Annotated in this window: 12 protein-coding genes; 6 read left to right on the top strand and 6 right to left on the bottom strand. The window is 40.6% G+C overall.

Annotated elements, in window-relative coordinates; genetic code table 11:
- Positions 1 to 48: 48 nt before the first annotated feature.
- Positions 49 to 1,404 carry a dGTP triphosphohydrolase gene (dgt, locus tag QZT73_RS00955; RefSeq protein WP_291784517.1) on the top strand — a complete coding sequence of 452 codons (1,356 nt, stop codon included), beginning with the start codon at positions 49 to 51 and terminating at the stop codon, positions 1,402 to 1,404.
- A 6-nt stretch (positions 1,405 to 1,410) separates the two neighbouring features.
- Here the strand turns inward: dgt and QZT73_RS00950 are convergent, their stop codons facing one another.
- The 4 genes from QZT73_RS00950 to QZT73_RS00935 form a co-directional block, all read right to left on the bottom strand.
- The gene (locus QZT73_RS00950) at positions 1,411 to 2,439 is read right to left on the bottom strand and encodes an oxidoreductase (RefSeq protein WP_291784537.1); all 1,029 of its coding nucleotides are present in this window, start codon (positions 2,437 to 2,439) and stop codon (positions 1,411 to 1,413) included.
- 36 nt (positions 2,440 to 2,475) lie between these two features.
- Entirely contained in the window at positions 2,476 to 2,988 is a 513-nt protein-coding gene (locus QZT73_RS00945; RefSeq protein WP_291784515.1) for an FKBP-type peptidyl-prolyl cis-trans isomerase, read from the bottom strand.
- Positions 2,989 to 3,078: 90 nt separating this feature from the next.
- A complete protein-coding gene (locus QZT73_RS00940; RefSeq protein WP_291784513.1) occupies positions 3,079 to 3,708 on the bottom strand; it encodes a hypothetical protein in 630 nt (209 codons plus the stop codon).
- 292 nt (positions 3,709 to 4,000) lie between these two features.
- Positions 4,001 to 5,557: a SulP family inorganic anion transporter gene (locus QZT73_RS00935; protein ID WP_291786169.1), complete on the bottom strand. Its 1,557-nt coding sequence runs from the start codon at positions 5,555 to 5,557 to the stop codon at positions 4,001 to 4,003.
- Positions 5,558 to 6,095: 538 nt separating this feature from the next.
- Here QZT73_RS00935 and QZT73_RS00930 point away from each other — a divergent pair.
- Both QZT73_RS00930 and QZT73_RS00925 read left to right on the top strand, forming a co-directional pair.
- On the top strand, positions 6,096 to 7,313 hold the full coding sequence (locus QZT73_RS00930) for an MFS transporter (protein ID WP_291786168.1): 1,218 nt from the start codon (positions 6,096 to 6,098) through the stop codon (positions 7,311 to 7,313).
- Positions 7,314 to 7,669: 356 nt separating this feature from the next.
- Positions 7,670 to 8,485 carry an ion transporter gene (locus QZT73_RS00925; RefSeq protein WP_291784506.1) on the top strand — a complete coding sequence of 272 codons (816 nt, stop codon included), beginning with the start codon at positions 7,670 to 7,672 and terminating at the stop codon, positions 8,483 to 8,485.
- Between the two features lie 145 nt (positions 8,486 to 8,630).
- Here QZT73_RS00925 and QZT73_RS00920 read toward each other — a convergent pair whose 3' ends face one another.
- On the bottom strand, positions 8,631 to 9,293 hold the full coding sequence (locus QZT73_RS00920; protein WP_291784504.1) for a lipoprotein signal peptidase: 663 nt from the start codon (positions 9,291 to 9,293) through the stop codon (positions 8,631 to 8,633).
- A gap of 74 nt (positions 9,294 to 9,367) precedes the next feature.
- On the bottom strand, positions 9,368 to 12,748 hold the full coding sequence (gene ileS / locus QZT73_RS00915; RefSeq protein WP_291786166.1) for an isoleucine--tRNA ligase: 3,381 nt from the start codon (positions 12,746 to 12,748) through the stop codon (positions 9,368 to 9,370).
- Between the two features lie 493 nt (positions 12,749 to 13,241).
- Here ileS and QZT73_RS00910 point away from each other — a divergent pair, with 493 nt between their 5' ends.
- From QZT73_RS00910 to QZT73_RS00900, 3 genes are all read left to right on the top strand, one after another.
- Complete coding sequence (locus tag QZT73_RS00910; RefSeq protein ID WP_291786165.1) at positions 13,242 to 13,610, top strand: AAA family ATPase; 369 nt, start codon at positions 13,242 to 13,244, stop codon at positions 13,608 to 13,610.
- 149 nt (positions 13,611 to 13,759) lie between these two features.
- Positions 13,760 to 14,212 carry a DUF1569 domain-containing protein gene (locus tag QZT73_RS00905; protein ID WP_291786164.1) on the top strand — a complete coding sequence of 151 codons (453 nt, stop codon included), beginning with the start codon at positions 13,760 to 13,762 and terminating at the stop codon, positions 14,210 to 14,212.
- A gap of 135 nt (positions 14,213 to 14,347) precedes the next feature.
- Entirely contained in the window at positions 14,348 to 14,764 is a 417-nt protein-coding gene (locus QZT73_RS00900) for an outer membrane insertion C- signal (RefSeq protein WP_291786162.1), read from the top strand.
- The last annotated feature ends 32 nt before the right edge of the window (positions 14,765 to 14,796 follow it).

Genomic DNA, 14,796 nt, shown 5'->3' with positions numbered 1-14,796 from the left:
TTTCACCAATGATAGGAAAATAAACTTGTAGCTTTAGTATTTTTGGCCATGATGAAATGGAAAAAGCTACTGACCTCGGGAAGATTTGACCCAGATAATAGAGCAGAAAAAGTAACAACAGGTTCTGTTCGAACTGTTTTTGAGAGGGACTATGATAGGATTATCTTTTCTTCTCCTTTCAGGAATCTTCAGGATAAGACCCAAGTATTTCCATTGCCTGAACATCATTTTGTACATACCAGATTAACCCATAGCCTTGAAGTTTCCAGTGTAGGCAGGTCACTGGGCAAAGCATCAGGAGAATTTTTGTTGGAAAAATATCCTGAACTGTCAGAAACCGAAGTTACCTCATCCGACCTTGGGGCCATAGTAGCCGCTGCAGCACTTACCCATGATATAGGCAATCCACCATTTGGACATGCAGGAGAGGAAGCAATTTCGGACTTTTTCAAATACCATCCTTATGGCTATGTTTGGCAGCCACACGTAAGTCCGCTTGAGTGGGAGGACCTGAGTAATTTTGAGGGAAATGCACAGGGGTTCAGGATGTTGGTTTCTAAGAATAATGGGCTACAGCTATCTTATGTCACATTGGCTGCTTTCACCAAATATCCTCGCCCTTCCTTTATTTATGATCAAGATAAAGCAAGAAAGAGTCAAAAAAAATTCGGTTTTTATTCAGATCAACTGGTGGATTTCCAGAGATTAACGGATGTGCTTGGCTTATCCAAAATCAATTCTGATTGCTGGTTAAGACATCCGTTGGCCTTTTTGGTGGAGGCTGCGGATGATATCTGCTACAGCATCATCGATCTTGAAGATGGCTGTACCCTTGGGCTTGTCAGTTTGGAAAATGCGATCTTGCTTTTCAGTAAAATTTTGGGCGAAAAATTTCGAGCGGATAAGCTGGAAAAGTATAATGCCAAGACCGAAAAGCTGGCTATACTTAGAGCTATGGCTATCGGCCAATTGATAGAGGAATGTGTTCAAGCATTTAAAGAAAATGAGGAAGGTATGCTATCGGGTACATTTGACAGGGCACTTACTGATATTATTCCTTCAGCAAATGCGCTTAAGGAAATATCAGGTCTTTCGGTAAGTAAAATCTATCGTTCTACTGCTGTATTAGAGAAGGAAGCAGCAGGGTTTCAGGTCTTGGAGGGACTTTTGGAGGTATTTTCACGGGCGATCTACCATAAGTATTACCAGACTGAGCTTTTTTCTGGGAAAGACAAAAGTATCTTGAGATTGTTACCAGAGGATTTTCCAATGGAAGGCTGGGGAGAACAGGTAAATCCTTATCCTTTGATGCGGGCCTTGGTAGATTTCATTTCTGGGATGACAGATAAATATGCCCTTTCATTATACAGAAGGGTCAAAGGAATATCCCTTCCCGGAACATGAAAGCATTTAAAGGTTAATCCTCCTGCCTTCCTTGTTACTCAAGAAAGCTGATTCAATGATTTCCAATACCAAAATAGCTTGTTCCATTTTTACTTTAAGACTCCCTTGTCCCAGAATGGTGTCTGCTAAATTTTGATAGAAATGCCTGTAATCTCCTCTTTCTGTAGGGTAAGAGACAATCCCGTTTTCCAAATGAAGGCTGCCCCAAGAATCGGCATCCTCCAAACCCCAGTTTGCTCCTCCTGGGATCTGCCCTGACTTAAAAGCCTTTTCTTGTACATCCAACCCATATTTTACATAACTGCCCCTTTCTCCTAAAACCAAAAATTTTGGTAGAGGTGCATTCACCATCACAGAGGCAGTTAATCTGGCTTTCATGCCTTCATACATCAGGGTAATATCGAAAAAATCGTCAGCCACTGCCCCCTTACGTTGCTTGAGGATTTCTGCATATACCCATTTGGGCTTGCCAAACAACATTATTGTTTGATCGATCAAATGGGTCCCTAAATCAAAAGTAATCCCATTCCCTGGGACATCTTTTTCACGCCAATTATCCGCTAACTGTGGCCTAAACCGATCAAAGTGGGATTCAAAATGGACAATTCTTCCCAAGGTACCCTCATGGAGTAACTTTTCTATGGTTTGGATATCTCCATCCCAGCGCCGGTTTTGGAAAACTGACAAGACCAAACCTTTTTCTTCGGCAATCTGATGCAATATCCTTGCATCTTGAGAATGTACTGTGACTGGCTTGTCTACTACTACGTGTTTGCCTGCCTCTAAAGCCATCTTGGCATAAGGGAAATGGAATTCATTTGGGGTAACAATGACGATCAAATCAGCAGCATCGGCTTCCAGTAAGGCTTCCAGACTCTTGAAAACTGTCACTTGGGGATATTTTTCTATAGACCTTTCCTGGTTTCTCTCAACTACAGCCACCAATTCGAGGTCTTCACAAACTGAAATTAATGGCCCATGCATTTTTTCGCCGACCGATCCGTAACCTACCAATGCTGTTCTGATTTTCTTCATCATTCCATTCTTAATTCAACATTCTTCATTATTGCTTTAATGCTGATGCCCTCCTGGCCCATGAACATGGCCATGGTCGATTTCTTCCGGATCAGCCTCCCTAATAAAGACAATTTCTCCTTTGAAATAAAGGTCAAGTCCTGCTAAAGGGGAATTGAAATCCATATGTACACCTTTATAGTCAATTTTGAGAATTTCACCCCGCAATTGGTTACCTTGGTCATCCTGCATGGGGATTACCTTTCCTACCTTCAAGAGGTCCTTTTGCTTCTTGCCATCTTCTTTGAAGTTGGACTTGGGTACGATTACACGTTTGCTTTCATCGTAATCCCCATAGGCATTTTCATAATCAATAAATACCTCAAAACCTTCTCCTGCACTTTTTCCTTCAATGGCTTCCTCCAATTTTGGCAAAATGTTTCCTGTTCCGAATAGGAAGTAAAAGGGTTTTTCTTTGGAAACACTTTCAAAAAAGGTTTTTCCAGTTTCACCATCATCGACATGCAGTTCATAAGACAGTGCAATAACTTTGTTTTTTTCTACAATCATTTATTGGATAAACTTTGATCATTAAACATTCAAAGATAACTTTTTCCAAAATAATCCGGATTAACCCGTATGCTTCTTACGGGCCTTAATCTAAATTTTTGTTTTTCGATTGAAATACAAGACTGCACCAAAGCTAGCACCTAATGCATTGAGTTTTGTTTTTTGCTCATTTTGATTGATTCTGGCCCAGCCGTATCCTATTTTGGTCTCTAAGGCCACACATTGATTCAAAAAATTAGCCATTCCAAACTGAAACTCTGTTAGGGAAGTGCTGCTGTTTGATTTAGAATTATAAATTGAACCGTGTACGTTGCTGCGGTATGTCGTCCAGTTTCTGCCAAAACCGGTCAGAAATTGAGGGAAGATGTAGGTATTCTGTGAAATAGGAATCATATACCTTGCCATTGGGCCAATGTGTCCGGTAAGACTCCTGTTTTTATAATTCAAATCCATACCCCAAGAATCTTTGTTTTCTGATTTATAACCTGAAAAATTTAAATTGGTAAAATAACCCAAGCCTATCCTATTGCTTACCATAAATAAGTGGAAGACTGAAAGGTCAGCATCGTAAGAGCTCGTTTTATAAGCGCCTTCATTCTGGGGATAGCTTTTGACGAATACAGATTGAATGCCAAATAATTGACCACCCTTTTCAATTTGGGCAATAGATGATGTTGAAATCATGGTGATCGTAGCAATGAAACAAAAGATTTTTTTCATAAATGAGGTCTTTAGTTTTTTGGGCCAATAACCATATAAAAATTGAATAAAAAAATAGGTGGTAAATTTTTAGATAAAATTATTTTTTGGTTAAAAAAAGCAGAGAAATTTTTTTGAAGGCATCGATTTATTAGAATAATCGATGGATTTATAAAAGCATCATTGCAAATCTACGAACCTTTGAAACATTAAAAACCCACTATCTTTCAGGCAATAGCGAATCATTTTTCCATAAAAAAGTGCTTGAGGAATTGCTCAAGACCTTTTTAAAAGGCGTTATAAAGTTTTTCAATTAAGCCATTGCTTTTTCTTGTTCCAATACAATCTTAAAAGAAGGATCATCATCCGTATAGTTTACATTGATGATTTTTTCGGCCTTGGCCAATAAAACACGGCTAGAGCTATCCAAGTGTCGGATATAAACGGTTTTCCCCATTTTATGGTAGCGCTCGGTTACCTTATGGATGGCATCAATTCCGGAGTGATCCACAATTCTGCTTTCAGCAAAGTCAATGACTATTTCCTCAGGGTCATTGATGGGGTCAAATTTTTGTCCAAAAGTCATCGCTGAAGCAAAAAATAAGGGTCCAAAAACCTCATAATGCTTGACGCCATTTTCGTCCACTCTTTTCCTAGTCCGGATCATTTTTGCATTTTGCCAGGCAAATACCAAGGCTGAAATAATCACACCAATCAATACAGCTAAAGCCAAATTATGTAGGAACACAGTCACAAGCGTTACAATTACCATCACCAAGACATCATGAAAAGGTACTTTTCTGAATACTTTCAAAGAAGCCCATTCAAAAGTTCCGATAGCCACCATGAACATCAAGCCGACCAATGCAGCCATAGGGATCATTTCAATGTAGCTTGAAAGAAATAGAATAAAAATTAATAAACCTACGGATGCTACAATCCCTGAAATTCGGTTACGCCCTCCAGCATTTACATTAATCAAAGATTGTCCGATCATAGCGCATCCTCCCATTCCCCCAAAGAATCCGGTGGTCACGTTAGCGACACCCTGTGCTACACACTCCTTATTTCCATGCCCTCTAGTTTCGGTGATTTCATCGATTAAGGTCAGGGTTAGCAAACTCTCAATCAGACCAACCCCAGCCATGATGGCGGAATAAGGAAGGATAATCATAAAGGTTTCCCAATTTATTGGTACGAGAGGAAGATGAAATTCGGGTAATCCACCGCTTATGGAAGCCAAATCACCTACTGTTCGGGTATCAATTCCTCCAAAAATTACAACCAAAGAGATGGTAAGGATAGCAACCAATGCAGAAGGAACTGCTGTAGTCACTTTGGGTAGAAACTTGATGATGACCATGGTCAAAGCCACTAAGCCAATCATCACATACAAAGGATTTCCAGTCATCCACTCCACTGTGCCTGCCGCTGTGGTAAATTTGAATTGCTCAAATTGGGCCATTCCAATGACTATAGCCAGACCATTTACAAATCCGAACATCACCGGATGCGGAACAAGGCGTATCAACTTACCTAATTTTAAAAGCCCTACTGCAATTTGGATCAGGCCCATTAAAACGACGGCGGCAAAAAGGTATTCCACCCCATGAGATACAACTAAGGCAACCACTACCACTGCGATAGCACCAGTAGCACCGGAAATCATTCCTGGTCTACCGCCTAAAATGGATGTAATCAAACCGATAATAAATGCCGTGTATAAACCGACCAAAGGACTTACTCCGGCAATTAAAGAAAAAGCAACTGCTTCCGGCACCAAAGCCAAGGCCACAGTCAAGCCTGACAATACTTCGTCTTTCAGATTTGCCTGAGTGGGTTTGAACAGGCGGTAAAACATCTGTGTCATAATGCTGCAATAAGTTAAGTGTAATAGAATTTTTTAATGAAAAAGTAAATTGATAGCGCTGAAAACCTGTACTGCTTTCTATTCAAAAAAATAATTAATTAAGGTGGAGTGATAGTCATTGATGTATAATCGGCTGGTAACAAGCTACAAAGCTACTCATTTTGTCTACAAAGGCGGAATTTTATTTTATTTTTTTTAAAATTCAATCTAAAAAATTCCCAAAAACCGATCCGTAATCGATTGTTTTAGAATTATATAAGGTAGTTTATTATTTGCACTTCGTGAAAACCCGTATGGTCAATATGGAATATAGGATTGGTAACTTATAGATTTGGAGGTTTTAAATCAAGTGAAGAAAGATTGGGCCCTACAAGGTACTCAGATGATCCATTTTATTATTATTAGGGGTAAAGGTACATAACCCAAGGTGCTTAGCGAGCAATTGATTAACTTGCAGGCTCTTTGATATGACCTTTAGTACGCCTTGAATTATCTACAATTTATTAAGAAAAATTCTGTCATGGTAACTTTTGGTATCATGATGACGGCGCTGTCCAGTTTTGGGCAGACCTTTTTGCTGGCCTTGTATGTCCCCTTTATTAAGGAGGAGTTTTCATTATCCAATGGACTGATCAGTACTTTCTATGGTGTGGCTACTATTGTAAGCGCGGCCATTTTGCCAAAGGTGGGAAAGTTGATTGATACGGTTCCCTTACGTAAGTTTACTTTGACCACTACTTTTCTTTTTATTATTTCCCTATTGTTTTTCAGTATTTCCCAGGCATGGTGGTATGTACCTATCGCCTTTTTAGGTATGCGATTAGCGGGTCAGGGGCTTTATTCTCATATTTCTATAACCTCCATGTCCAGGTATTTTTCTGTCAACCGGGGTAAAGCGATTTCTTTGGCCTCGCTTGGCCATCCTATGGGGCAGGCTATTTTACCGGCAATCATCTTGCTGGTTATCACGCAGATTGGATGGAGGCAATCTTTATGGTTGAATGCGTTCTTAGTGGCGGTAGTAGTGACTCTGTTTACGCTATTTGTAATAAGAGACAAGCATTTGATTCCGGAGCAAGGAGGAGAAGATACCCAAAATTCAAAGGAACAATCGCAACAAAAGATCAGACAGAGGGACATCATGCGTTCAAAAGAGTTTTGGTTATTGGCACCGAATGTATTTTTCATTCCTTTTGCCATTACAGGATTGTTTTTTTATCAATTTCCTATTGTGGAATTCAAGGGTTGGAATACCTCCATTATTGCGGTAGGCCTAACTGCCTATGCCATTGCCTCAGCTTTCAGTATCCTAACAGCAGGCCCTCTTATAGACAAATACAGCGCGAGGACATTTTTCCCTTTTTATCTTTTTCCTTATTTGATAGCACTATTATTCATTTGGCTAGTCAGTCCTTCTTGGACTATCTACCCCTACATGATCCTGATGGGCTTATCTACGGGTTTTGGAAGTGCTACAGTGGCCGCTTTACAGGTAGAGTTTTTTGGGCAAAAATATATAGGAACAGTCAGATCTCTATTCACCAGTATGATGGTGTTGAGTTCTGCTGTAGGCCCTGCTTTGTTTGGGATTATTCTAGATGCAGGTTGGGGGTTTGAGACTGTTTTTCCAGTGACCATTGGAATGTTGGTCTTGGTGATTTTTCAGTCTTTGAGGTCTATTCCTGCCTATTCAAGAGCAAAATGGAAGTTTAAGTGGAAGAGAATTATGAAAAGTAAAAACATTTTCATTGTTTAGAAAGATTGCCATCTGTTTCAGTTTGGGGACAAAAAAGAGCGGCCTAAAATAACTGCCTTAAGGGAAAGGAAAAAATCGATTTCGAAAATGTAGAAGTAGAAGAAATCAATAACAATCTGGATTTACTTTGGAATGCCTGGATTGATGAAGAGGGGGATGAGTAGGTTTTTTTTGCTGAACATACATGCGATCAAGCTAGGAGTATTAGTAATGCTGCCAAATTAGATTTTTTTGACCCCGTGATTTAGCGTCATACCTGACAGGTTTTCTAAAACCTGTCAGGTCTCTTCATTATTCATGGTCGTTCTATCAAACATTTTTATTAAATTCACTCTTCACCTTTTTCTTGAATTACAATGGCCCCATTCATTTCAAAGTCCCGCCTCGCCTATATAGTCTTTGAGCATGATGATAAAGCATCGAAGAATTTTGACTTGCTGATTTTAGGACTAATTCTGGGAAGTCTTTTAGTTGTAATATTGGATTCTGAACCTAGTCTCTACAATAGGTACCAGCGTGAGTTTTTGGTATTGGAATGGATATTTACGGGATTATTCACTATAGAGTATATTATGAGGATTTGGCTTAGTGAAAGGAAATGGGGGTACATATTCAGCTTCTATGGTTTGGTGGATTTATTGGCCATTATACCGACATTTTTGAGTCTATTTTTTGCGGGCACCCAATTTTTAGTCGTGGTAAGGGCATTGAGGTTGCTTCGGGTGGTCAGGATATTAAAACTGGGCAAGTATTTAAGAGAGGCAGAAACTTTGAAGACTGCTATGCACAACAGCAAAACCAAGATTCAGTTATTTTTGGGTACGGTGGTGACGGTTGTATTGATTGCCGGAACCTTAATGTTTATCATTGAAGGGCCTGAGAATGGATTTACCAGTATAGGAATATCTATGTATTGGGCTATTGTGACATTGACAACTGTAGGATACGGGGATATTACCCCATTGACTCCCTATGGAAAATTTATTTCCTCTGTGATCATGTTGCTCGGTTATGCCATCATTGCCGTACCCACCGGAATTGTCACTTCTGAATTGACTGCTGCCAAGTCCATTTCTTTTCCAGGACAACAGGATAAATCCTGCAAAACCTGTAAAGCAAGGCATTTGGATCATAATGCAAACTATTGTAAATATTGTGGGGAAATGCTCTAATATTCCAAGGCGACAAAAGTCATTCTATGACGACCCTCAGTTCCATAGAGATAAAGCCTATTGTTTTCTATTTCCTCTTCCAAACGTTTTGGACTACCCGTATTCATATAGGAATGAAAAATAAAAAAAGACCAATCGGCCTTTTTTAAGAATTACTTGAAGAAGGTTTCTCGCCCCCTTCAATAAACTGTTTTTGTATCTCATCTACTTCCTCAGTTTTTGAAGTAGTTAACTTTTCATCAAAAAATCTTCCCTGAAATATCAAAATAATGGCTACCCCAACGAAAATTGAGGCATCGGCTACATTGAAAATGGGCCATAAGGCAGTGTAGCTGCCTCCCCAGAGAGGAATCCAGTCAGGCAAATATCCTTCCCAGATATCGATATAAAACATATCTATAACCTGTCCATGGAACCAAGGACTAGGAGCATTGTAAGGCGCATTGTTTAACCAAACACCATAAAATATACTGTCTATCAGGTTACCAATAGCACCTCCAAGTATCATAGAAATGCAAATGATATACCCTACATGCATTTTATGCTTGATGATATGGTACAAATAGTAACCTATACCAAACATGGCCACCAAACGGAAGGTAGTTAAAATGAATTTGCCATACTCCGTACCCAATTGCATGCCGAATGCCATGCCCGGATTGGTAGTATAGTGCAGCTTGAACCAGTCCCCAAACACCTTAATCTGACCGGGAGTACCAAAATCCATCTGATAATGGACCAACATTTTTACCGCTTGGTCCAAAACGATCACCAAGAAGGCAATCCCAAAGTATTTCAAATATTTCATGAATATGCTTTCAAAGTCACAGATTTAAGGAATTTTTAAAACAATTCTTCCTTATTGACTGTATTTTTTAATTTCTAAGCCTTTTCAATTTTTACTTTCAGTTCAAAATCGTCCATATCAAGCAGGGTGGCGCCTTCCAAGGCACCGTTTTGCTCTAACGATAAAGCCTGGGTTTCGGTTTGAATATAGCCTGCAAAATTTATCAATGCGGCATCCACCAAGGCATCATGTTTTGACACTTTGATATGGATTTTATCCTGTACTTCCAAGCCCATGTCTTTTCTGAGGTTCTGAATTCGGTTGACCAAGTCTCTGGCAACACCTTCCTGTTTCAATTCCTCTGTAAGGGTAATGTCCAAAGCTACGGTCAATCCTTGATCAGAGGCAACTGACCAACCTGGTATATCCTGAGAGCTGATCAATACTTCTTCCAGCAAAATTTCCATGAATTCCCCTTCTACCTGGATTGAAATTTTTCTGTTTTTTTCAATCTCGGCAATTTCCTCTTGCCCCCAGTTCTTTATGGCGGCTACCACAAAGCGCATTTTGGGCCCCAGTTTTTTACCTAAGACAGGAAGATTGGGTTTCACATCCTTGACCAAAATACCGGAGGTATCATCAATGTATTCTACTTCCTTGATGTTTACTTCAGATTTGATCAGCTCCTCTACATGTTGCAGTTGTTTCCTGCTTTTTTCATTCAAAACAGGAATCATAATGCGCTGTAAAGGTTGACGTACCTTGATCCCGATTTTTGGATTTTTTCTTAAGGAATGCACCAAGGAAGATGTCCGCTGTGCCAGGTCCATGCTTTCTTCAAGATCCTCATTGATCAGGGTTTGATCAGCAGGAACCCAATCAGTCAAGTGAACAGATTCTTGGGCGTTTGGCATAGCTGCGGTGAGGTTTCTATACAACCATTCCGCATAGAAAGGCGCAAAAGATGACATCAATTGGGTCAGACTGAGCAGGCATTCATATAAAGTTTCATAGGCAGCCTGCTTATCCGCATTCATTTCTCCCCTCCAGAACCGCTTCCTCGCCAATCTTACGTACCAGTTGGACAACTGATCCACTGTAAAATTCATGATCGCACGGGTTGCTTTGGTGGCATCATAATTATCCATTGCCCCTTCCACCTCGGCTATCAGGGATTGTAACTTGGAAATGATCCATTGATCCAGTTCTGCTCTTTGCGCTACAGGAACTGACTTTTCCTTATCATAGACAAATTCATCCAGATTGGCGTAAAGGGAGAAGAAGTTGTAGGTATTTTGAAGTGTACCGAAAAACCTTCTCTGCACTTCAGCCACCCCGTCGAGGTTGAATTTCAGGTTGTCCCAGGGGTTGGCATTGCTCAGCATGTACCACCTGAGGGCATCAGGGCCATATTCCTTCAAGGTCTTGAATGGATCGATGGCATTGCCCAAGCGCTTGGACATTTTGTTGCCGTTTTTATCCAGTACAAGACCGTTGGCGATCACGTTTTTGAAAGCCACGGAATCGAAGAGCATCCCAGCAATGGCATGCAGGGTAAAAAACCAACCCCGGGTCTGGTCCACTCCCTCAGCGATGTAGTCTGCCGGATAGTTGGCTTTGAAGATGTCTTCGTTCTCAAATGGATAATGCCACTGGGCATAAGGCATGGCCCCGGAGTCGAACCATACGTCGATAAGATCCGGCTCACGGAACATCTGTTCTCCTTTGGAGGAAACAAGCACTACATCATCCACATAAGGTCTGTGAAGATCCATTTCCTTGCCTTCCCACGGAGATTGGCTCATAAATCCTTTGGTAATGGCTTCTTCAATTTCTTCCTGCAATTCAGCTACTGAGCCAATGCATTTTTCCTCCGAACCATCTTCTGTCCTCCAGATCGGTAGGGGAGTTCCCCAGAATCTGGAGCGGCTTAGGTTCCAATCTACCAGATTTTCCAACCAATTACCAAAACGACCTGTACCGGTAGCTTCAGGTTTCCAGTTAATCGTTTTGTTCAAGGCTACAAGCTTATCCTTGTATGCGGTGGTTTTGATAAACCAGCTTTCCAAAGGATAGTAAAGAATGGGTTTGTCAGTTCTCCAACAATGCGGATAGCTGTGCTCGTATTTTTCGACCTTAAAGGCTCTGTTTTCGTTTTTCAGGATAATGGAGATGATGATGTCAGTATTTTTAAAATCCGCTGCATTTTCATCATCATTGGTGTAATTTTTAACGAAGAAATCATCCGGACCAAACTCCTTATGGGCCGTGATTGCATGTTCCTTCATTTTGGCAGCCAGATAATCTCCTACCACAGATAGGAATTTTCCCTGCTTATCCACCACAGGGATATCATTCTCCTGATCGTCTTTTACAAATATACCGGCGATGTTGTTTTGGACCAAGGTCCTGAAGTCATCTGCACCAAAAGCTTTGGCCAAGTGAACGATACCCGTACCATCTTCCGTAGTCACATAATCACCCGCTACTACCGTAAAGGCAGGATGTGGCAGGGCCAAAGCAGGGATAGGGAAGAGTTGCTCGTATTCCCAGCCCAGCATGGTTTTTCCTTTAAACTCTTCGACTATCTGGTAAGGAATGAGTTTGTCTCCTGCCTTGAACTCTTCCAAAGCCAAAACCGCTGCTTTCGGATTGAAAAACGCGCTCATTCTGGCTTTTGCCAAAATCGCAAACATCGGCTCGAAGGTATAGGGGTTGAAGGTCTTGACCTTTACATAATCCAAATTTTCTCCTACTGCAAGGGCTGAGTTGGACGGTAAGGTCCAAGGAGTAGTAGTCCAAGCGAGGATATAGGTGTTTTCTTGATTTTTGAGTTTAAACTGTGCCGTGATGGAGGTATCCTTCACATCCCGGTAGCAACCCGGCTGATTGAGTTCGTGCGAACTCAGCCCTGTACCTGCAGCAGGGGAATAGGGCTGAATGGTGTAGCCTTTGTACAACAAGTCTTTTTTATACAATTGCTGCAAGAGGTACCATAGAGATTCAATATAATTTGCATCAAAAGTGATGTACGGATCATCCAAGTCCACCCAATAGCCGATTTTTTCGGTCAGGTCATCCCACTCATTTTTGAAACGCATGACTGTTTCACGGCATTTGCGGTTGTATTCCTCTACGGTGATTTTCTTTCCGATATCTTCTTTGGTAATACCCAATTCCTTTTCTACCTGCAATTCTACTGGCAAACCATGCGTATCCCATCCACCTTTACGCTTTACTTGGAAGCCTTTCAAGGTTTTGTATCGACAAAAAATATCCTTCAAAGTACGGGCCATCACATGGTGAATGCCGGGGGTACCATTAGCAGAAGGTGGTCCTTCAAAAAAAGTGAAGGTTTCAGCGCCTTGTCGTTGAGTGACAGACTTCTTGAAAATGTCGTTTTCTTTCCAGTATTGGAGGACACTTTCTCCTATCTGTGGATAATCTACATGCTTAAACTCCTGATATTTTTTCACAGTCTTCTATAGCTTGATGGGGGATTTCCCCCAATTTTATTACAATATGAAGCTTCAAAGGATTGGTAAATCCCTTGATGCAGACATACGTAGTGCAATATAGCACTAGAATGCGGCCACAAAGTTAAGAGATTTTACAGGATTGGAGATAAATTCTCGGGAATTGTGTGGGAGTCTTCCTTTCCAATAAAAGTGAAATCGGGAAAACTTAAAGCTAAAAATGCCAAAGATTTACTTCGTGGATTATGATTTTTGAAGTTAAAGCTATTCCTGAGTTTGAGAAAGAGGTTAAAAAATTATTAAAGAAATATCCTTCTCTGAAAGATGAATTAATTGAACTCATTGAAAGTCTTGAAACTAATCCAACCCAATGACTTGGGGATATTTTTAAAATTGGTTAAAAATTAGAATCACCATAAACCCGGGATATTTTAGCTTCCAATGAATTCGATAAAAACTTATAATTTATCCCTGCAATTTTAAAATTGCAGGGATGTTAGAGCGATTTATCCATACAGAATTTGAGTTTTCGGTATCCAATTTTCCGGTAACGGGAATTATTGGGCCAAGGCAGGTAGGAAAAACTACCCTGGCAAAAAACTTTGCTTACCAAAGACCTTCTGTTTATTTGGATTTGGAGAAGCTATCAGACATCAACAAACTCAATGACCCTGAGCTATTCTTTAATTCTATCGCAGACCATACGGTGATACTGGATGAGATTCAACATAAGCCAGAATTATTCCCTTTGATACGATCATTGGTGGACGAACATCGTGTACCCGGTAGATTTATTATTTTGGGTTCTGCATCGCCCGAACTGCTGAAGCATTCTTCCAAAAGCTTGTTGAAAAGTCTTTGAATAAACTTAATCTCAGTTTTAGCATAAATTTTGCGATTATAATCGCTGGATCTATATAATTTTTGCAATTTCAGAAGGATAGGAGAGAAATATGATAAAAATTGATAGCTTTATCGTGATCATCACCTATCCCCAAACTACCCTTTCAAATGAAAAAATCCATCCTCGATCCAGACCATCGCCAAGAGTTACTTGACCGTGTAGCGAAACTTCAAGCGGGAAACCAAGCACATTGGGGAAGTATGCGTATAGAGGAAATGTTGGCACATGCACGGGAGGTGGCTGTGGCAGTTTTGAAATCTCCCAAACCTGAGAAGAAGGCTAATTTCAAGCAGCTGCTTGGAAAGTACTATTTTTTTTATTTCAGAAAAGAATTTCCCAAGATGGTCAAAGGCCCAAAACGCTTTGATATGAAAGGGAAGGTTTCCCAAGAGAAATTTCTGGAAGAAAAGCATGGCTTAATCGATACCTTGCAAGCCTTTGGGAACATCAGCCACCAACTCCAAGGCTTCCACCCCTTTTTCGGACCACTTAATCACAGGGAGTGGGGAATATTGGTATGGAAGCATACGGACCATCACCTGCGGCAGTTCGGTGTTTGAGTGGAAGGTGGTTTTTTATTTACGAAATGTCTAACATTCAGTTTTTTATCTTTTTGAAGGGGCAAGCTGAGGATTTTTCTCCGGAATTTGGTCTGGTCTTTGTCTTAGATAAGGCTCAACCAACTATTTAACATTATGAAAAAATCACTTGTAATTTCATCCGTACTGTTTTTTGCCACTTTATATCAAGCCAATGCACAGATTGCTGCTGGGATTTATCGCTTGAGTTCGGCTACCTTTGCGTCAATCGGTACAGATCCTGACAATAAGATGTTTGGTGAGGCCCGGGTTTCTGCGGGTAGTAGAGTTGGTATAGAAGGTACCTTTGGGTATAATTTTGTCCAAAGTGATGAGGTCAATTTTTACAGTGGATTTCATTTAGGAACAGAGGGAAACAGAGATGGTTTCTACCTCGGCGTGCCCTTAGGCTTATTGGTTAAGCCTTTTAATGCCAAGAATTTCGGCTTTATAATGGAAGCCAGTCCCATTTTCCCCACCGAAAGAGGGAATTTCTTCCGTGCTGGGTTGGGACTTAAATATACTTTTAGGTAGTTTAATACCCTCCAAGGGTTAAGAACCCTTGG

Origin of the sequence: Cecembia sp. (assembly GCF_007126775.1) — a bacterium.
Taxonomy (GTDB): Bacteria; Bacteroidota; Bacteroidia; order Cytophagales; family Cyclobacteriaceae; genus Cecembia.
The sequence above is the reverse complement of the archived record's forward strand: the minus strand, read 5'-3'. Positions and strand labels throughout refer to the sequence as shown.

Coding starts and splice junctions, on each gene's coding strand:
- dgt (WP_291784517.1), top strand. CDS start 49: ATGATGAAATGGAAAAAGCTACTGACCTCGGGAAGATTTGACCCAGAT.
- QZT73_RS00950 (WP_291784537.1), bottom strand. CDS start 2,439: ATGAAGAAAATCAGAACAGCATTGGTAGGTTACGGATCGGTCGGCGAA.
- QZT73_RS00945 (WP_291784515.1), bottom strand. CDS start 2,988: ATGATTGTAGAAAAAAACAAAGTTATTGCACTGTCTTATGAACTGCAT.
- QZT73_RS00940 (WP_291784513.1), bottom strand. CDS start 3,708: ATGAAAAAAATCTTTTGTTTCATTGCTACGATCACCATGATTTCAACA.
- QZT73_RS00935 (WP_291786169.1), bottom strand. CDS start 5,557: ATGACACAGATGTTTTACCGCCTGTTCAAACCCACTCAGGCAAATCTG.
- QZT73_RS00930 (WP_291786168.1), top strand. CDS start 6,096: ATGATGACGGCGCTGTCCAGTTTTGGGCAGACCTTTTTGCTGGCCTTG.
- QZT73_RS00925 (WP_291784506.1), top strand. CDS start 7,670: ATGGCCCCATTCATTTCAAAGTCCCGCCTCGCCTATATAGTCTTTGAG.
- QZT73_RS00920 (WP_291784504.1), bottom strand. CDS start 9,293: ATGAAATATTTGAAATACTTTGGGATTGCCTTCTTGGTGATCGTTTTG.
- QZT73_RS00910 (WP_291786165.1), top strand. CDS start 13,242: ATGTTAGAGCGATTTATCCATACAGAATTTGAGTTTTCGGTATCCAAT.
- QZT73_RS00905 (WP_291786164.1), top strand. CDS start 13,760: ATGAAAAAATCCATCCTCGATCCAGACCATCGCCAAGAGTTACTTGAC.
- QZT73_RS00900 (WP_291786162.1), top strand. CDS start 14,348: ATGAAAAAATCACTTGTAATTTCATCCGTACTGTTTTTTGCCACTTTA.